General features: G+C 63.7%; 15 protein-coding genes. 5 read left to right on the top strand and 10 right to left on the bottom strand.

What is annotated here, in order from left to right:
* Positions 1 to 18 precede the first annotated feature (18 nt).
* Positions 19 to 957, bottom strand: coding sequence for a thiamine pyrophosphate-dependent enzyme (locus HMUK_RS10405; protein ID WP_015763116.1), 939 nt, complete (start codon positions 955 to 957; stop codon positions 19 to 21).
* A gap of 3 nt (positions 958 to 960) precedes the next feature.
* On the bottom strand, positions 961 to 2,862 hold the full coding sequence (locus tag HMUK_RS10400; RefSeq protein WP_015763115.1) for a 2-oxoacid:acceptor oxidoreductase subunit alpha: 1,902 nt from the start codon (positions 2,860 to 2,862) through the stop codon (positions 961 to 963).
* 233 nt (positions 2,863 to 3,095) lie between these two features.
* Here HMUK_RS10400 and HMUK_RS10395 point away from each other — a divergent pair, with 233 nt between their 5' ends.
* Entirely contained in the window at positions 3,096 to 3,815 is a 720-nt protein-coding gene (locus HMUK_RS10395; RefSeq protein ID WP_015763114.1) for a DICT sensory domain-containing protein, read from the top strand.
* 15 nt (positions 3,816 to 3,830) lie between these two features.
* On the opposite strand, the gene HMUK_RS10390 is transcribed toward HMUK_RS10395, so the two are convergent.
* The 8 genes from HMUK_RS10390 to HMUK_RS10355 form a co-directional block, all read right to left on the bottom strand.
* On the bottom strand, positions 3,831 to 7,268 hold the full coding sequence (locus tag HMUK_RS10390) for a DUF7827 domain-containing protein (RefSeq protein ID WP_015763113.1): 3,438 nt from the start codon (positions 7,266 to 7,268) through the stop codon (positions 3,831 to 3,833).
* A gap of 366 nt (positions 7,269 to 7,634) precedes the next feature.
* Positions 7,635 to 8,789 carry an acyl-CoA dehydrogenase family protein gene (locus HMUK_RS10385; RefSeq protein WP_015763112.1) on the bottom strand — a complete coding sequence of 385 codons (1,155 nt, stop codon included), beginning with the start codon at positions 8,787 to 8,789 and terminating at the stop codon, positions 7,635 to 7,637.
* Positions 8,790 to 8,858: 69 nt separating this feature from the next.
* Positions 8,859 to 9,461: a chemotaxis protein CheC gene (locus tag HMUK_RS10380; protein WP_018259295.1), complete on the bottom strand. Its 603-nt coding sequence runs from the start codon at positions 9,459 to 9,461 to the stop codon at positions 8,859 to 8,861.
* Between the two features lie 134 nt (positions 9,462 to 9,595).
* On the bottom strand, positions 9,596 to 10,261 hold the full coding sequence (locus HMUK_RS10375; RefSeq protein ID WP_015763110.1) for an O-methyltransferase: 666 nt from the start codon (positions 10,259 to 10,261) through the stop codon (positions 9,596 to 9,598).
* A 36-nt stretch (positions 10,262 to 10,297) separates the two neighbouring features.
* Entirely contained in the window at positions 10,298 to 11,248 is a 951-nt protein-coding gene (locus HMUK_RS10370; protein ID WP_015763109.1) for a mechanosensitive ion channel family protein, read from the bottom strand.
* A gap of 42 nt (positions 11,249 to 11,290) precedes the next feature.
* A complete protein-coding gene (locus HMUK_RS10365; RefSeq protein ID WP_015763108.1) occupies positions 11,291 to 12,088 on the bottom strand; it encodes a BtpA/SgcQ family protein in 798 nt (265 codons plus the stop codon).
* A 47-nt stretch (positions 12,089 to 12,135) separates the two neighbouring features.
* Positions 12,136 to 12,726, bottom strand: a complete 591-nt coding sequence (locus HMUK_RS10360; protein ID WP_015763107.1) for a thioredoxin family protein — start codon at positions 12,724 to 12,726, stop codon at positions 12,136 to 12,138.
* Positions 12,727 to 12,771: 45 nt separating this feature from the next.
* Positions 12,772 to 13,092 (bottom strand): hypothetical protein, encoded by a 321-nt coding sequence (locus HMUK_RS10355; RefSeq protein ID WP_015763106.1) that lies wholly within the window; start codon positions 13,090 to 13,092, stop codon positions 12,772 to 12,774.
* Between the two features lie 98 nt (positions 13,093 to 13,190).
* On the opposite strand from HMUK_RS10355, the gene HMUK_RS10350 reads away from it, so the two are divergent.
* The 4 genes from HMUK_RS10350 (at position 13,191) to HMUK_RS10335 (ending at position 19,474) form a co-directional block, all read left to right on the top strand.
* Positions 13,191 to 13,685, top strand: a complete 495-nt coding sequence (locus HMUK_RS10350; protein WP_015763105.1) for an Lrp/AsnC family transcriptional regulator — start codon at positions 13,191 to 13,193, stop codon at positions 13,683 to 13,685.
* A complete protein-coding gene (locus HMUK_RS10345) occupies positions 13,682 to 14,833 on the top strand; it encodes a pyridoxal phosphate-dependent aminotransferase (protein WP_015763104.1) in 1,152 nt (383 codons plus the stop codon). Before HMUK_RS10350 ends, HMUK_RS10345 begins: the two co-directional genes overlap by 4 nt.
* A gap of 109 nt (positions 14,834 to 14,942) precedes the next feature.
* On the top strand, positions 14,943 to 17,438 hold the full coding sequence (locus HMUK_RS10340) for a type II/IV secretion system ATPase subunit (RefSeq protein ID WP_015763103.1): 2,496 nt from the start codon (positions 14,943 to 14,945) through the stop codon (positions 17,436 to 17,438).
* A complete protein-coding gene (locus tag HMUK_RS10335) occupies positions 17,435 to 19,474 on the top strand; it encodes a type II secretion system F family protein (protein ID WP_015763102.1) in 2,040 nt (679 codons plus the stop codon). The genes HMUK_RS10340 and HMUK_RS10335 overlap by 4 nt, the downstream gene beginning before the upstream one ends.
* Positions 19,475 to 19,579: the final 105 nt, after the last annotated feature.

Here is a 19,579-nt window from a genome sequence, read left to right as displayed (position 1 = left end):
CAGTCCCGCCGAGCGGCGTTACTTGTGGTGGTCGAGCAGGGAGTCGGCAGTGCGTTCCCACTCGTAGTCCTCGTCGAAGTACCGCTCTGCGAGCGGTTCTTCGGGCATCTCACCGGTGGCCTGCTTCTCTTCCTGGTAGGAGGGGCTCTCGTCGTCGACGTAGTAGCGTCCGGTCAGGACCTCGCCCTCGTAGAGTTTGTTCTCCGTCTCGAACATCATCTTCTGGGCTTCCTCGCGGTTCGAGGTGTCGAAGTCGTAGTCGTCGGACTGCTGGATGTCCGTGTACGGGACGTAGTGCTTCGCGTCCTTGTTCCAGGTCGGACACTGGGTCAGGAAGTCGATGTGCGCGAAGCCGTCGTGTTCGATCGCTTCCGCGATGATCTCCTTTGCCTGGTTGGGGTTGACCGCCGCGGTCCGGGCGACGTACGTCGCACCGGAGGTCAGCGCGAGGCTGAGCGGGCGGATCGGGGACTTCGCCGAACCCGAGGGCTGGGTCTTTGACTTGTGGCCCTTCGGGGAGGTCGGCGAGGTCTGGCCCTTGGTGAGGCCGAAGATCTCGTTGTTGAACACGATGTAGGTCATGTCGTGGTTCTCGCGGGCAGTGTGCATGAAGTGGTTCCCGCCGATCCCGTAGCCGTCGCCGTCACCGCCGGCCGCGATGACCTCGACGTCGGGGTTCGCGAGCTTTGCCGCACGTGCGACGGGCAGCGAGCGCCCGTGGATGGTGTGGAAGCCGTAGCTGTTGAAGTAGCTGTTGAGCTTGCCCGAACAGCCGATACCGGTAAACAGCGCGACCTCGTCGGGGTTGCGGCCGACCTCCGGCATGGCCTGCTTGAGCGCCTTCAGGACGCCGAAGTCGCCACAGCCGGGACACCACGTCGCCTGTGGTTCGATACCGGGCGTAAACTCGTCGCGGTCAACCTCGCGTTCGTCGCCGATTGCTGAGAATGCACTCATAGCTTAGTCACCTGCCGCTGGGAGGTACTTCATGTTGCTCGCGGCGAGATCCTCGCCGTTGATGCTGGTCTCGAAGCCCTCGACGATCTCCGCCGGTTCGAACGGGTTCCCGTTGTACTTCAGCAGACTGGAGAGTTTCGGACCGAAGCGGCCGATCTCCTTCTGCGTGAGGCCGCGGAACTGTGCGCTGGCGTTCATCTCGACGACGAGCGCCTCGTCGACGGATTCGAGCCACGCCGAGACCTCTTCGACGGGGTAGGGTGCCATATCGGAGACGCCGAGTGCCTTCACGGAGTGGCCGCCGTCGTTGAGACGGTCGACGGCCTCGAAGACGGTGTCCTGGTGGCTGCCCCACACGAGGATGCCGTAGTCGGCGTCCTCCGGACCGTGGTAGGTCTGGTGGGACGTGTTCTCGTCTAAGTCAGCACGGATGTCGTCGAGCTTGTCCAGCCGACGGTTCATCTGTGCGATCCGGTTGTCGGGGTCCTCGCTGATGTGGCCCGACGGGTTGTGTTCGTTGCCGGTCGCGAGGTAGCGGCCGTCCTTCTGGCCGGGCACCGAGCGCGGGCTCACGTTGGAGCCGTCCTCCGGTTCGTGCTGGAAGCGCTGGAACTTGCCCGACGCGTGGTGGGCCGCGTCGGCGATCTCCTCTTCGGTGAGCACGGAGCCGGGGTCGGCGTTTGGCTCGCGGTCGAAGAAGCTCTCGTCGACGTTGCGAAGCTCGCCCTGGAGCTTCTGGTCGTAGATCACGATCGACGGGATCTGGTACTCGTAGGCGATCCGGAAGGCCGCTCGCGTCTGGTCGTAGCACTCCCGGATGTTGGCGGGTGCGAAGACGACGCGAGCCGAGTCGCCCTGACTCGTGTACAGGACGTGTTCGAGGTCGGCCTGCTCGGGCTTGGTCGGCATCCCGGTCGAGGGGCCGGCGCGCATCGCTTCGACGAGCACGACCGGCGTCTCGGTCATCTCGGCGAGACCGAGCGGTTCGGACATCAGTGCGAAGCCACCGCCCGAGGAGCCGGACATCGACTTGACGCCAGCGTGGCTGGCACCGAGTGCCAGCGCCGCCGCGGCGATCTCGTCTTCGACCTGCTCGGAGATCCCGCCGAACTTCGGCAGGTGCTGGGACATGATCGTGAACACGTCGGTCCACGGCGTCATGGGGTAGCCAGCGATGAAGCGACAGCCCTCGTCGAGGGCACCGTAGGCGATAGCGTTCGATCCGGAGAGGAGGACCTGCTCGTCGTCGTGGTCTTCCGCTTCCGGCATCGTGATATCGTGGGTGTGTTCGAGTTCCTCGGCTCGCTCGTAGGCGTCTTCGAGCACCGCGAGGTTGTCTTCGAGGATGTCGCCCGACATGTTCTCTCGCATGAGCTCCTCGAAGAAGGCCGGGTCCGTATCCAGCAGCGCCGCCGTGACGGCGACGCCAGCGGTGTTGCGCATGACCTCGCGACCGTGTTCGCGGGCCATCTCGCGGAGGTTCATCGGGTAGACGTGCCAGTCGTTCTCCTCGGCACGCGCTTCGAGGTTCAGCTCGGCGATGGCGTCCTCGTCGAGGAGTCCCTCGTCGTAGACGATGACGCCACCCTCCCGGAGATCGTGGAGGTTCTCCGAGAGCGGCTTGACTTCCTCGTCGCCGTAGTAGGCTTCGTCCTGTGGGTTCCGTGCGAAGGAGTCACCGAGGGCGAGGAGGAAGTTGTAGCCGTCACCGCGCGAGCGTACGTCTTCGTCGCCTGCGCGTACCTCTACGAACGTGTGGCCGCCTCGGATGCGCGAGGGATAGTGACGATGCGTGAAAACGTCAAGTCCCGAGCGCATCAGGGCCTTTGCGAAGTTTTGGCTCGTCGAGTCGATCCCGTCACCGGAACCGCCAGCGATTCGCCAGATTAGTTCATTATCTGTCATTTGAGATCATCGGCCCCAGTTGGGAAGCCGTATATCCACCGTTGGAGGGCCGTGACTAAAGATTTTCCACTACGTCGCACCCCATTAATCATGAACGTCGCGCAGATACCACTCAAATGGCCGTTTTCGACATGTCAAGTGGTCGGCTAGCACACGGAATACCATGAACAACGGGCAGACAGAGACGAGGCACAACCCCTAAGCCGACCCGGACCGTTGCTACCGTAGACGCAATGTCGCTTTCGGAACTCATCGCCGGGGTCGAAGACCACGAGAAACGACTCATCGTGTTCAACGCCGGAGATGACGCGACCGCCGACCTTCGGCGGCAGTTTTCCGACCGAAACGTCGCCGTCACGGCCGAGGAGACGGTCAGTGGACGGCCCGGGGAGTTCGTCGCTCTGAGTGACGAGGACGGGGTGATCGCGGCGGCCAGTCTCGAACAGTTCACCGATCGACTCGCTCGAAACGACCGGCCCATCGGCGTCGAACAGAGCCCGTATCGTCCGATCCTCGACGAACTCGACGAGACGATGTTCACGTCCTGGAGCATCGGACAGATGATGGCCGCGACCAGAGAGATCGAAGACCGGGCGTTCCGCGTCGGTCGCGGCTCGCTCCACGCCGGTTTCCAGACGGTGTCGACGCTGGCGGGGGAACTCGACAGGTACGAGCAGCTGGGCGACGGCGCGATAGACGTACACGCCTACGCCGCACCCGACGAGGAGCGCCCAGAGACCGACAACTTCACGCTCCACATCGAGCGTGCGACCGAGATCGAGGAGTCGTGGTTCGTCGTCTTCGACGGCGGCGGCGACGACGGTCAGAAGTGCGCGCTGCTGGCCGAAGAACGGGCCCCGAGAGAGTTCTACGGCTTCTGGACGTACGACGCGGACACCGTCGACTGGATCCTCGAACACCTGCGCTCGACGTACGGACGTATCGAGCAATAGACAGTCGGGGTGGCCCTATACTGTCCGCCGGTAGAGCGTAAGGAACAGCACCGAAAGCGAAGCGAGCGCCGTCCCCAGTCCGATCGGTCCGCTCTCGCTGGTGGTCTCTGTCGTCGCACGTGCTTGTGCACCACCCTCGGCGAGCGTCTCCGTCACCGTCTCTTCGGGCGTCGTTCGATCCGTTGGAGGCGGTGACTTGGCCGGTGTGTCAGTCTGGTCGGCCGACACCGTCTCGACTGCAGTCTCGGTATCTGTCGAGTCGACCGTCGATACCGGTGTTGGCGTCGTAGTCTCGTTCGATACCGGCTTCGACGCCGTCACCGTGAGTGTCCCGGCACTGACGTCCCCGGATTCGACCGTATACGATCCTGCCTGCGAGAGCGACCGTCGAATGCTGACTGTCTTGCGTTCCTGCGACGGCACGGTCACGTCGGTCGTCCAGCGGTGCTCACCCGCAGTAACCAGAACTGTCTCGCTTCCGTCCGCGTTGCCGGCGTTCTCGACCGTGATGTTCAGTTGAACGTCCGAATCCGGTTCGATGGTCTGGTTCGCCAGTGTCACGTCGACGATCTCGATGTCGACGTTCGTACCGGTGCTCCCCGAGGAGACGGGACCAGTCGGTGCAGTCGACCCACCGGAAACGCCGTCGCCGGTCTCACGGCTTGGTCCGTCGTCGTTACCGTCGGTCCCATCGTCGTTGCTGTCGGTCTGGTCACCGGAGTCGCCACCCCCACCGTCGTCTTGCCCGGCATCTGTCGACGATGCGATCGAGATCGACTCGCTCACCCCGAGGAAAAAGCGATCGTCGTAGCTGGTGAGAGTGACCGGCAGCTGCGCTTCATCACGGGACGTAACGGAGAGGTCAGGTTCGAACGTCGCACTGAGCGCTCCGCTCTGGCCCTCGCTCATCACAACGGTCCCGGCACCGAGTGACGTTGCGTTAATCGTTCCCGTCTCGTACGCACCGCCAGGGACGACGAACGAGAGGTCAGTGACATGCCAGGATCGAGTCCTCGTTCGGTCGCGATCGACGATCCGAAGCGCTTTCGCCTCGGTCGTCGGAATCGTGAGCGTCTCGTTCCGACTCGCGAGCGAGCGGTTATAGACCTGCTCTTTTCCGTCGGCGTCGGTCACGATGACTGCGACGTGTTCGGGCATCGCCGATCCGTTCGCGTGTGCGATCTCGACGCCAGAGATCGGACGCGGCCCATCGGGCTGCAAGACGATTTCGTATCTCGCCGAGTCGAGCGAGTGATCCGAGATCCAGGTCAACTGGTCGGTCTCCAGCGCAATGGGGCGACTGTTCGAACTGACGTTCGTTCCAGTCGACTGATTCGTCGCCGCCACTGCAGTCCGATCTGGATCGAGCGACTGTGTACTGTCGACGACTGCGGTGAGCGACTCTCCGTCATCTAACACGCCGTCCCCGCCGCTGTCTCGGAGTGCAATCGTGGGCTGCCCAGAGACATCTGGCTCGGGTGTTCCAAAGGAGAGCAGGGCACTATCCGCGACCGGGAACGGACCTGAGTCGTTGAGGACTGGCTTCGTTCTGACAAGGTAGTCACCATCGGAGGTTTCCGGAACGGGGCTGAGAGAGAGGTGTCCAACGGTGTCGCTTGGATTCGCAGTGGTGATGGTATTCGAGTCACTCGATGGATCGAACTGGACCGTCACAGTCCCGTCTCCGGAGTCGTCCTCAATCACACTGGTAGACCTGTAGTCTGATTGCTCGTGGCTGATCGAGATCGTCGCTCGGTCGGTGTCCACCAGCGAGACGTTGATCGCCATCGAACCGTCTGCAGGTCCAGAGACGATACGTTCCTCGATAGCAACCGATTGTTCAGGTGCCTTCGCGACGGTTACGGACGTCGACTGGATCGTTCGACTGTTGCCATCCTCGTCGGTGATCGTCACTGGCAAGGTGTACGTGCCGTCTTCGACAGACGAGACATCGGGCTGGATCGTCGCCGCGAACGATCCATTTTCGACGGTTGCATCGACGGTCCCGGCACCGATACTGGAAGCGTCGATCGTAACCGAAGTGGTGTCGGCAGTCGGCTCGACGAGTGGCGTGATCTGCTCGATCGTCCACGGCCGGTCGGCCGCCGAGCGAGTGGAGCGTAGTTGAACCGTGTCAGCACTCGTCGCAGGGATCGAGAGCTCCGTCTCGGCACTGGTGACGTTGCGGTCCCAGTTGGCGACGTGGTTGCGATCTCCGCCTGTGGTATTCAAGAGTCGAACAGTGCCATTCGACGAATAATTGCTTGGTGCTTGGTCGAGGCGGAGACCAGTGATCGGCTGTGGCTCGTCGAGGACTACGTCGACGAACGCATAGTTCGACGCGAGAGGCATCCGCGTCTCCCAGTCACCGTCCGGAGATGAGAGTTCGTCCGCGACCCCGCTTTCGACACGAGTCGTGAATCCGGTGTAGCCCCACGATTCGTCGATCTTCGATCCGTTCCGATACAGATCGATGTCCGAAACCTGCAGATGGTGGGTGCTCGACTCGTCTCTGTCGTCGAGTAGCACGAGACTCGATTCACCACCAGAGACGTTCGCTCGGACAGTTCGATTCGTCGGAGTGACTATCTCTCGGGTCGCTCCGTGCTGGACGCGCAGTGAGTTCGGCGGCTCGTTCGCGAAGGTCACCTCGACAGTATCGACGCGCTGGCTCGACGTGAAGAACCCGTGAAAGAGGACTCTCGATTGGCCGACCGGTGTGTCGCTGGTCCACACTGAGTCGCTTGTCACGTAGCCACCGTTTGCTGTCACGTTTGCGCCCGTCGCACGGATCTCACTCGGTTGGACAGGTGTCGGGGCAACTTCGCCACTCACTGTGAGCTTCTCACCAGCGGAGAGTGTTCCGTCGTCGTCGGCATCCGTGACGTTCGGTGCGTACAGAAATTCCGGCGTCGCTGTCTCGTTGATCCGAATCGCGTCGACGTTCGTGACGGACGCATTGGAGCCACCGGCGTCGATGACGGACACCGAGAGGTTTGCTGCGAGATCGGGGAAAGAGACCTCGTCGGCAGCGAGCACTACGTTGTGGAGTGTGATCGTCTCTGGATCGTACGCACGAGTGCTCTGGTTGAGAGCGAAGGAGACTTCGCCTCCATCGACGCTCGCGTCTGAGACCACCACTCCGTCACCGCTCACCGAGACTGCACTGACACTGGTGGCTGTGACGCCCTCGCCGGGAGCGACAGTGAAATCGACTGGTCCGCCCGACTGATTCTCGTTGAGGTTTGTCACCTCGAAGCTTACGTCGACCGTGCGGGTGGCGCTCTCGTCGATCGTGACAGCCGGGTTACCGCTGATTTCGGGCGCTGTCGGACTGTTCGCGGCCGCTGCGGTCCCAACGAGTAGCCCGGGCACACAGCACGCGGAGACGACGAGTAGCGTAGCGAGCCACAGCGACCGCAGCGAGCGCCCACCTGGTGTCGCTGCCGTCATCGTAGTCTCCACAGCGGGTGTCGCCCTCGCTGCGATAGTGACAACATTCTTATTTTTTCATGCAATTGTCTACCGTCCGGCAACTGTCGTCGTGATGCGTTGATCCTCTCGTTCATTGTAGACCCACCTCCCGAAGCGGTCGTTGAGCGCTTCATTCGACCAGCCACCACCGAGTAGCCGTCGCGTTCTATTCTGTCAGAACTACCTATCGTATAAGTCTGTTTTGATAATATATAGCTACAGAAGGGGGAAACGAACTATCCGATGTCGGTTGCCGAGAACGCTGTGCCAGCGGCTGACAAGATCATTTACGGCCGGTTAGGAGAAAGGATCGCCGTGGTTGAGCTGCTTCACTCCCGCGACGCGTTACTGGGGCGTCTGACTGTAGATGAGATTGCGCTGGATGTCGTTCGCGCCCTCGTAGATGACCGGGATGCGCACGTCGCGGTAGACCCGAGAGATCCGGTTCTCGGTCAGGACCGAACGGCCGCCGTGGAGCTGCATCCCCTTCTCGGCACACTGGGTCGACACTTCGGTCGCCTTCGTCTTGGCCATGGCCGCCCAGAATCCCGCGTCCTCCTGGTTGGCCACCTTGTCGGCCGCGCGCCACGTGAGTGCACGGGCGGACTCGAACTCCATGCGCATGTCCGCGAGCTTGTGCTGGACCGCCTGGAACTCGTCGACGGACTTGCCGAAGGCTTCGCGGTCGTGGACGAACTCCCACGCCTCCTCGATGGCGGCCGCGGCCAGTCCGAGGCCGTGGCCGGCGACGATCACGCGGCCGTGGTTGAAGAACTCCGCGAGCATGTAGAAGCCAGCGCCCTCGTGGCCGATGACGTTCTCCTCGGGAACCCGGCAGTCGTCGAAGACGATGTGGGCCTGTTTGGACGCACGGAACCCCATCTTCTCCGGGATGTGCTCGGCGTCGTAGCCGTCGGTGTCGGTCGGGACGATGAACAGCGAGTAGTTGCCGTAGCGGTTGTTGGGGTCGTCGCCGGTCTTGGCGTAGACCGTGACCCAGTCGGCTTCGACGCCGTTGCCGATCCAGTACTTCTCGCCGTTGAGGACGTACTCGTCGCCGTCTTTCTCCGCCGTCGTCTGCATCCCGGCCATGTCGCTCCCGGTCTCGGGCTCCGAGACGGCCAGGCCGGTGAGCTGTTCGTTCTCCGCGACCGGACGGAGGTACTCCTCTTTCTGTTCCTCGTTGCCGTGGTCTTCGAGCATCTCCGCGCCGAAGCTCGCGAGCTGTAGGGTCAGAGCGATGCCGGCGTCGGCCTTGTAGAACTCCTCGGCCATCGCGAGGACCTGCTGGAGGGAGAGCCCGCGCCCGCCGTACTCCTCGCCGATGTCCTGTGCGACCAGCCCGGCTTCCATCCCCTCCTCCAGGATGTCGACCGGGTACTCGCCGCGCTCGTAGTACTCCTGGGCGTTCGGTTCGATGTGTTCCGCTGCGAACTCACGGGCTTCCTGTTTGATGTCCCGTGCTTCTTCGGGAACGACTGTCTCTTCTAGGAGATCCATGTACAGTATTACGGGCCGCGTTCCCAAATAGCTCGTGGAACACCGGCAAACGATAGTGAGGTTTACGGCCTATACTTCGATCTCCTGCATCAGTTCGACCAGTTCGTCGAGTTCGGGGAAGGTGTACACCTTGACGTTGATGTCTGACTCCAGCGCGTGAACGCGAGAGTCGAACATCAGCGCCATGTCCGTCTCGCGGTCGCCGACGAGCTCGTCGACCATCCCGCTGCCGGGGCCGAAGGTGAAGTTCGGCGTCGAGATGTCGATGGTCGTCTCCAGGACGTTCGCCCAGCCGTCGATGAAGCCGCTGGTCATGATGTTGCCGATCTCCTGGATCGCGGACCGCTCCATGTCGGTGAAGCCGTCGGTGGCGTCGCTTGTCTCGCCCATGTCGCCGATCATCCCGCTGGCCAGCTTCTTCGCGTTCTCGGCGTTGAACAGGAAGAGGATGTAGCCGTGTGGGGGTTCGAGCATCCGGATCGAGATCCCGATCTGGCGTTCGTCACCGATGTGGGTCTTGATGTCGGGGATGTCGATGAAGTTGATCTTGGTGATCTCCATCTCCGTTTCCATCCCAGTCATCTGGCTCAGGTGGTTCGCGACGGTGTTGCCGCCCTCCTTCGCCATCTTGTTGAACAGCCCCAGCTTCCGGATATCGATCATCAGGCTCATGAGTAGTCGATCGTTGGACAGGGGTTACCCGGCCTCACACATAAGCTATGCACCCTCATTTTCGGAGACGAGAATTGGGGAACGAATCCGGGGCCGAGCGAGGACGAACCACGGCGCGTCCGACCGCCGTCGGATCAGACCCGGATCGAGACGGCCATCCCCTCACCGAGCGGGAGCAGACTGGTCTCGAAGTCGGGATCGTCTCGGACCGTCGCCAGGTAGTCGGCGATCCCGTGGCTCGACGCCGTCGCGTCGACGGCGTCGCCCGCCAGGAGCGCGCGCACGTCCTCGAAGTCGATCGGCCCCGCTTCGATGGCGTTGTCGGCGGCGACGATCCCGCCGGGCGCGACCTTCTCGCGAACGGCCTCGAAAGCCTCGGCGTAGCGGTCCTTCTCGTTGTCGATCAACACGAGGTCGAAGGGGCCGTCGTACGCGTCGACGGTCTCGATGGCGTCGCCGTGTTCGAAGTGCGCGCGATCCTCGAACCCGCCCGCCGCGAGGTTCTCACGCGCGTCGTCCAGTTCGTCGGCGTCGATCTCGGTCAGGACGATCTCGCCGTCCGCCGGGATCGCCGACGCGACCCAGTACGCCGAGTAGCCGTAGCCAGAGCCGAACTCGAAGACGCGCTCGGCGTCGACGGCCCGGGCGAGCAGGCGGAGCCACCCCCCGACTGCCGGGCCGACGGTGGGAAAGCCCTCGCGGTCGGCGCGCTCGTCCATCGCACGGATCACGTCGTCACGGCCGGGTGCCAGCGTTCGCGCGAACTCCTCGGTCACGTCGGGCAGCGGATCGTCAGGCATACTCGCCCGTACAGCACCGGCCGTGAAAAACGTCCGCTACCGGTTCCGGCTGACGGGGAACCGGACCCGATCCGGTGCCTCGTTGAAGTCGGCGAGGATCCGCTCGTACAGTTCGTTGCGGACCCGCTGGCCCCGCCGCGGGTGGACGAGGTAGCGCAGTCGCAGCTCGACCCACGACTCCTGCTGGACGACGTTGACCGAGGGGCGGTCCCGGACCTCCAGCTCCACCGGCGTCTCGGAGAGCCGTTCCCGGTAGGTCTCGATCCGGGCGGCCATCTCGTCGCCCAGATAGTCGTCGGCGATGGTGATCATCCGCTCGCGGGCGTACTCCAGTTCGGTCTCGTAGGCGACCTGGACCGTGAGCTCGTTCCAGACGTAGGGAAACTCCTCGCGGGTGTAGTTGGCGACGTGCGAGGAGAGGACGACGCTGTTGGGCAGCGTGATGATCCGTCCGGAGGGCTGGTTCGAACTGACGAGGCCGCCGTCGATCTCCCACAGCGTCGTCACGAGGAAGTCGACCTCGACCACGTCCCCTCTGGAATCCTCGATCGCGACGCGGTCCCCGACCTGATAGGGCCGCTTGACCATGATGTACAGCCACCCGATGGCCGAGAACAGCGGTTGCTGGAGCGCGAACGTGACGGCGAAGCCGACGACGCCCAGCGAGAAGAGGACGCCGACCCACTGCTGGGTGAGCACGCCCAGCAGCGCGATCACCGTCGCGGCTCCGAACGCCAGCCGGAGCACGTTTCGAACGTCGTGGCCGCGGCGTTTGGTCGGTGCGTTGTCCACCAGGACGCGCCGCGTCAACATGTAGAGCCCGTAGCTCGCGAACAGGATCGCAGCCGCCGAGAGCGCCTGTGCGACGACGAGCGGCGTCGGCACCCCACCGACCACGCCCTCGACCGGAAGCAGATCTGCGTACGCGGCACCGACAGCCAGGACGGCGGCGAGCAGGAGCGAGCCGTAGCCGACGGGTCGTTTCACGACCGTGAGGTGCGGCCCGGCGGACAAAACCGTTGGGACCGATCAGCGGACCGCGGCCACGAGTTGGGCCACGCGGTCGCGATCGACCGGGTTCTCGACCGCGCCACCGGCTTTGAGCGCCGTTCCGACGATCAGCCCGTCGGCGATGTCGAGCAGCGAGGCGGCCGTCTCGCTCGTCACGCCGCTGCCGACGAACACCGGGACGGTCGGGTCGACAGCGTCCCGTGCGGCGGCGACGGCCTCCACGTCCGGCGCGTCGGTCTCGCTCCCCGTCCCGACCCCCGAGACGACGACCCCGTCGGCGTGACCGCGCTCGATCGTGTCGCCGACGATCTCGGCGACGCCACGTGCTGCCAGCGGGGCCGAGTGTTTGACCGCCACGTCGGCGAGGATGGACACGTCCGCGTCGATGCGCTCGCGCAGGCGGACCGTCTCGTGGGCCCGTCCCTCGACGATACCCTGGTCCGTCAGGCGTGCGCCGGTATGGACGTTCACGCGGACGAAGTCGGCATCGGCCGCTGCGGCGACCGAGACCGCTGCCGTGGCGTCGTTTCGCAGGACGTTGACGCCGACGGGGCAGTCGACGGCGTCGGTGATCGCACGCGTCACGGCCGTCATCTCGGCGACGACGTGGGCCGGTACGTCGTCGGGGTAGAACGGCGCGTCGCCGAAGTTCTCGACGACCAGCGCGTCGACGCCCACGTCGGCGAGCGTGCGAGCGTCTGCCAGCGCGTGTTCCCGGACCGCCTCTCGGTCCTCGAAGCCGGGCGCGCCGGGCAGTGCCGGCAGGTGGACCATCCCGACGAGCGGTCGGATCGCTCCGAGTGCAGTTTCGGTCATGCCCGTCGTTCGGCCGACCGGGAGAAAAGGGCGCTGGACGACCCGTGCTACGCGTCCCAGTAGTCGGGTTCGTTGCCCGGCTTCCACTTGATCGAACAGCCACGCGACGGCTTCGCTTCGGCCGTGATCTCCTCGCCGGCCAGCAGCGTCTCGATGTGGGCCTTCATCTCGCGCTCGGTGGGCTCGTCGTCGGGGTTGGTCGCGTCGTCGAGGCGACCGTGGTAGGCCAGCCGGAAGGTCCCGCCGTCGTCGACGAAGAGGAACGGATCGGGCGTACAGCGAGCGCCGTAGGCCGCCGCGATCTCCTGAGACTCGTCGAAGAGGTACGCGTCGTAGTCGACGGTCCCGTCGTCGACGAGTTCCCGCATCTTCTCGAAGGAGTCGTCGGGGTACTCCTCGGGATCGTTGGCGTTGATCCCGACGACGGCGACCTCGTCGTACTCCGCCGCGAGGTGGTTCAGCTCGTCGAACTTCGCCTGTGCGTACGGGCAGTGGTTGCAGGTGAAGACGACGAGCAGTGCCTCGCGGTCGGCGAACGCGTCGAGGGTGTAGCTCTCGCCGTCTGTCCCTGGCAGTTCGAAGACCGGTGCCTCGTCGCCACGCTGGAGGACGTCGTCCTCCGAATCGAGTGCGACCATTTCACCGAGAGTTGGTCGGGAGCGCCCAAGAAACCTCGCCAGTCGTTACGGTTCCGTCGACGCCGCCGCTCGGGTGACGTTACCGAACGACCGGGCCGCCGCGAAGGCGTCGCTGTCGTCGTCGACAGAGTACAGCGGCTCTTCGCCGTCGCGCTCGCGTTTCTCCAGCAGGCCGAGCTCCGTGACCGCGTCCAGCGTTCCGTTGAGGTACAGCGACTTGAGCGGCACGTCCGCCCGGTCGCTCAGTTCTGTCTTGGTGAACGACGCCTCGGGGTCGAGTTCGAGGAGCGTGTCTATCAGTGCCGCAGCGTCGTCGTGCTCCGCGACGACGTGCCATGCAGTGTCGTCGCTGTCGGGGCCGTCCATATCCGGTCGTCGGTCTGGAATAAGATAAACGTGTCCGAGCGTGTGTCGACCCACCACGGTGTAGCAACGCTTTAGTCGGCCCCAGCGCGGGTATACGTATGAGCAATCGGAAGGACGTGCTGGCGGTCCTCCGCGAGAACGCCCGCCAGTCGAACGCGGACATCGCCCGCCAGACCGGCCTGACCGAGCCAGAGGTCGAGCGTATCGTCGACGAACTCGAATCCGAGGGCGTCGTCAAGGGGTACACGGCGATCGTCGACTGGGAGGCCGTCGAGGAGGGCGACGAGCCCGTGCGTGCCACCGTCGAACTGAACGTCACGCTGGACCGCGAGACCAGCTACATCGACATCGCCGAGCGCATCGCCAAGTTCCCACAGGTGAAGTCGCTGCGCCTGATCAGTGGGGACTACGACTTCGACATGGAGGTGGAAGGCGACTCGATGAGCGAGGTGTCACACTTCGTCAGCGACAAGATAGCGCCGATCCCCGAGATCACTCAGACCGTGACACACTACATCATGGAGTCGTACAAGGAACAGGGCATCGAGTTCGGCGACGGCAGCGACGACGATCGACTCTCGATCTCGCCATGACGTTCGAACCAGCCGACCGCGTCGATCAAGTGCCCCCTTCCGGAATCCGGCGGTTCTTCGAGCTGGCCGAAGAGATGGACGACATCATCTCGCTCGGCGTCGGCGAGCCGGACTTCTCGACCCCGTGGAGCGCGCGCGAGGCGGCGATCGCCTCGCTCGAACAGGGCAAGACCTCCTACACCGCCAACCGCGGCAAGCGAGAGCTGCGCGAGCGAATCGCCGACGACGTGGCCGAGCGGTACGACCTCGACTACGATCCCGACGAGGAGGTCCTCGTGACGACCGGGGCCAGCGAGGGCGTCGACCTGGCCTTTCGCGCACTGCTGAACCCCGGCGACAAGGTCGCCGTGGCCCAGCCCTGCTACGTCTCCTACAAACCGGGCGTCACCTTCGCCGGGGCCGACGTGATCGACGTGCCCACGCGCGTCGCGGACGACTTCAAGCTCACCCGGGAGGTCCTGGAAGACAGCGGCGCGGCCGAGGCGGACGCGCTGATCTTCTGTTACCCGAACAACCCGACCGGGGCGACGATGACGGAGGCGGAGCTGCGCCCGGTCGCCGAGTTCGCCCGAGAGCACGACCTGCTCGTGTTCGCCGACGAGATCTACTCGGAGCTGTCCTACGAGCACGATCACACGTCGATCGCCACCCTCCCGGGGATGCGCGAGCGGACCGTCGTCTTCAACGGCTTCTCGAAGGCGTACGCGATGACCGGCCTGCGCCTCGGATACGCGCTGGCCCCGCCCGAGGCGATCACAGCGATGAACCGGATCCACCAGTACACGATGCTGTCGGCCCCGACGACGCCCCAGTACGCGGCGATCGAGGCGCTGGACAACTGCGAGAGCGAACTCCGAGAGATGCGCGAGCAGTACGACCGCCGTCGACAGCTCGTCCTCTCGCGGTTCGACGAGATGGGGCTGGACTGCTTTACCGCCAAGGGCGCGTTCTACGCGTTCCCGGAGTGTCCCTGGGACGACGCCGACGCGTTCGCCGAGGCGTTGCTCGAAGCCGAACGGGTCGCCGTCGTGCCGGGCTCTGCCTTCGGCGTGGGCGGGGACGGCCACCTCCGAGTGTCGTACGCGACCGGGATGTCGGACCTGAAGACGGCGATGGACCGAATCGAGTCGTTCCTCGCCGACCAGTAGCGCTCCCGCGATCGAGCCACCGGCATCGCGGTGGCGACGGCGGGCCGAGTATCAGCGACCACCATCGATGGCGTAAAGCTTTTTCACCGGTAGGGGCAGAGAAAACACAATGGCAATTGATGACACGGGGGAGAGCCGGTCCGAGGTCACTCGGGGGGAGGTGACCGAGGATCCGCCGGCCATCGTCGGTGAGTACACCTGGGAAGATCTTCGGCGGGACCACCACAGCGGGGGTCGGTTCGATCGAAGCCAGTATCTGGGCTTCGACCCGAACGACATCGAATCGGTACTGACAGATGCCGCGAGCAACGCCAAGACGCTGAAACAGCCCTTCGACGCCTACGTCGATCCGGCGGCGACGCCGGTCGCGAAAGGGGTCTACACGTGGGAACACTTCAAGCAAGAGTACTACTACGAGGAAGACAGTACGCCGCCGACGGACGGCGACGGCGAGAAGATCCCGTTCGACCCCGCCGAGTATCTGGGCTTCGAGCCCGAGGAAGTCGAGAGCGAACTGTCGGCGGCCGACGGGGCCGCAGAGCTACTCGACAACCTCGTCGAGCAGCGAACCGTCGACGTCAATCCGGAACTGGACGAAGACGCCTTCTTCTCGACACAGGACGGTCACACGACCGTCGTCAACCGCTACGATCTGGAGAAGGCCGTCCCGCTGAAGAAGAAGACGCACTTCACGGAGATCGAGCGCTACTGGGTCAACAAACCCTACGCCTGCGTGATCATCTTCCACTCTCGGAAGGAAAACGAGAAGAAGTACTACGTCGTCGAGCCCTACCACAACGAGATCGAGGACGATCTCAAGGGATTCCTCTCGAACAAGCTGAAGACCGCGATCAAGTACTCCGAGGACGACGTGATCGTACAGGGGTCGGAGGCCGACCGGGCCGACGTGATCCAGCGGGAAGCCGAGCAGCTGCTGAACCGCTACGATCTGTACAGCGGCCCCGTGGGTAGCGCCGAACCCGGAGTGCTCGATCAGTTCAAAGAGTTCCTGGGCATGGAGGTCGAAGCCCAGGCAGTCGGGACCGGCCAGCTCGACGGCATCAGTGCCCGGCCCGAGCCGGCCGTCCTCGAAGACGACCCCGAGCAACTCTCCGAGTACCAGGTCGAGAAGCTGCTGTACGTCCTCAAGCGGGACTTCATCGGCTACCAGAAGATCGACCCGGTGAAACACGACATCAACGTCGAGGACATCTCCTGTGACGGCTACAACTCGCGCGTGTTCGTCTACCACACCGACTACGAACAGATCATCTCGAACGTCGAGCACGGTCGAGAGAGCCTCGACGACTTCGTCGTCAAGCTCGCCCAGCGCTCTGGCAAGGGCATCTCGAAGCGCCAGCCACAGGTCGACGCGACCCTGCCGGACGGCTCGCGCGCGCAACTGACGCTCGGTCGAGAAGTGTCGGACCACGGGACGAACTACACGATCCGGCAGTTCAAGGACGTTCCCTTCACGCCGATCGACCTCATCAACTGGAACACCTTCTCGCTCGACGAGATGGCGTTTCTCTGGCTCTGTATCGAGAACAACAAGAGCCTCATCTTCGCTGGCGGGACCGCGTCGGGGAAGACGACCAGCCTGAACGCCGTCTCGCTTTTCATCCCGTCGAACTCGAAGATCGTCTCCATCGAGGACACCCGCGAGGTCGAACTGCCCCAGCGCAACTGGGTCGCCAGCGTCACCCGGCCCTCGTTCGGCGACGACGACAAGGGCGACGTCGACGAGTTCGACCTGCTGGAAGCCGCGCTCCGCCAGCGCCCGGACTACATCGTCATGGGCGAGATCCGCGGCGAGGAAGGGCGCGTGCTCTTTCAGGTCATGTCGACCGGTCACACCACCTACACCACCTTCCACGCCGACTCCGTCGGCGAGGTCATCAAGCGGTTCACCACCGATCCGATCAACGTCTCGAAGACGCTGTTTACCGCCCTCGACCTCGTTTCGATCCAGACCCAGACCCGCGTCGACGGCAGCAAGGTCCGCCGAAACAAGACCCTGACCGAGATCAACGAGTACTCCGCCGAGAACGACGAAATCAACGTCCGAGACGTCTACGAGTGGCGCGCCGAGACCGACGAGTACATCCAGATGGGCAACTCCAACACCCTCGAAGAGATCAAGTTCGACCGCGGGTGGACCCAGGAGAAACTCGACGAGGAGCTGTTCAAGCGCAAGGTCGTACTGGCACACCTCATCGAGAACGGGCTCAACACGTACACGCAGGTGGCGGCGACGATCCAGGCGTTCATCAACGATCCCGGAACGATCCTCACGCTGATCGCCAACGACGACCTGGAGAGTTCGCTGGAGGACCTCCGAGAGATGGAGTCGGTCAAGATCGACATCGACGAGGCCAAAGAGGAGATGGTCCCCAGACCCGAGGCACCGCCGGAGATGCTCGACGAGACCGCCGACATCCTCGACAACGCCGGCCCGCTGTTCGAGAAGTTCCAGGAGCGCGAGACGCCGGACATCGTCTCGGCGCTGATGAGCGGCGACGAGGGCACCGAGCAGACGGACGACGAGGAGGTGGACTTCGGAGAGTTCGTACCCAAAGCCGGCGCGGAGGCCGAAGGCGAATGAGCCTCGACACGCGCGGCCAGCGACAGCTCTCGGGTGGCGCGCTCGGGGACACGTTCTATCCCCTCTTCCAGTGGCTGTTCAACGAGGACGGCGACTTCGTCAGGAACGTCGAGAAGAAGCTCGCACAGGCCCGGATGGCCGACAACGTCGAGATGTTCCTCGCACGCGCGCTGGCGATCGGCGTCATCTCGGGACTGGCGCTGTGGCTCGTGGGCACGCTGATCGGCTACCTCGGCGTCACCTTCCTGCTGGGCGGCACTGGAGCCGAGGCACCGACGTTCATCGGGATCCCACTGCCAGAGGGGGTCTCGGCCGCGCTCGACGTGATCAAGATCCCGGCGCTGATCCTGGTCACCGGGCTGGTGTTCGGTGTCATCGGCTTCGGTATCGGCTTCGGATCGCTGGTCTCGATCCCGTACTTCCGGGCCAACGCACGCGAGCGGGAGGTGAACGTCCTGCTGTCGGACTCGATCTCGTTCATGTACGCGCTGTCGGTCGGGGGGCTCAACCAGTTGGAGATTCTCCAGGCGATGGCCAAGGCCGACGACACCTACGGGGAGTGTGCCAAGGAGTTCCAGTCGATCGTCTTGGAGACGGAGTACTTCGATACTGACTACCGGACCGCGATCCGCAATCAGGCACTCGAGACGCCGTCGGACGAGCTCTCGCAGTTCCTGACCGACATGCTCTCGATCATCAACTCCGGCGGGGACATGACCTCCTTCCTCGAAGACCAGAAGGACAAGCACATGCGGACCGCAAAGCAGGAACAGCAGAAGATGCTCGACACCCTCGAACTGTTCGGGGAGATGTACATGACCCTGTCGCTGTTTCCGCTCTTGCTCATCATCATCCTCGTCATCATGTCGATGATGGGCGACGCGCAGAACCGGCTCCTCTATGGCACGGTCTACGGGCTGATCCCGCTGACCGGTGCCGGCTTCCTCGTGCTCGTCTCGACGGTGACCCGAGACGAGGTCGGCGACGGCTACTTGCGGCCCGACGGCAAGGACGACGACTTCGTCGTCGACGACGGGCTGGGCTTTCTGAACCTCGGACTGGTCGAGAACTACACCGGCCAGTACACGATCTTCGACCGCATCAAGAGCCGCGAAGGGACCTACGAGTTCATGCAGGTGCTCAAGCGCCCGGACCTGTTCTTCCGCGATCACCCGCTGTTCGTGCTCGGCGTGACGGTCCCCGTGACGATCGTCGCGTTGCTGCTGGTCGTCGTGTTCGATCTCGCACCGATGAGCCTCGACGGGATGATCGCTCGACCAGTGCTCGGGACGTTCTTCTGGGTGTACGTGCCACTGTACATCAACCTGCTCCCGCTAGCGATCTTCTACGAGTGGAACGTCCGCTCGCGCAAGACGATCATCGGCAGTCTCTCGGAGAACCTCAGGAAACTCGCCAGCGCGAACGACACGGGCATGACGCTGCTGGAGTCCGTACAGGTGGTCTCGACGACATCGGGAGGCAAGCTCTCGGAGGAGTTCGAGATCATGCACGCGAAGGTCAACTACGGCACCAGCCTCAAAGACGCCCTCAGGGAGTTCAACAACAAGTACCACGTCCCGCGACTCGCCCGGACGGTCAAGCTCATCAGCGAGGCACAGGAAGCGTCCAGCCAGATCCAGAACGTGCTCTCGACGGCGGCACAGGCCTCGGAGAATCAGGACGACATCGACCGCGAGCGGATCGCCCGGACCCGAATGCAGGTCGTCATCATCCTCATGACGTACCTGACGCTGCTCGGCGTGATGGCACTGCTGAAGACTCAGTTCCTCGACGTGATGGCGGGACTGTCCGAGAGCGCGGCCGGTGCGGGGGGAAGTGGCGCGACCGGGCAGAGCTTCGGCGGCAACGTCGACACGGACCTGCTCTCGTTGCTGTTCTTCCACGCCGTCACGCTGCAGGCGCTCCTCTCGTCGTTCATCGCGGGGTACATCCGGGACGTGAACATCATCTCGGGAGTGAAGTTCGCGGTGATCCTCCCGACGATCGCGCTCATCACCTGGATCGCGGTCGGATAGCACCAGACCTCACGAATCGTAGATTCAACACGAGCAGTTCCCTTTCACATCGCTATGGTAACAAAACACTAATAATCCGACGGGCAAATTTTGAATCAACTCGAA

Source organism: Halomicrobium mukohataei DSM 12286 (assembly GCF_000023965.1).
Lineage (GTDB): Archaea > Halobacteriota > Halobacteria > Halobacteriales > Haloarculaceae > Halomicrobium > Halomicrobium mukohataei.
Note: the sequence above shows the minus strand (reverse complement) of the source record. Positions and strands in the feature narration are given on the sequence as shown.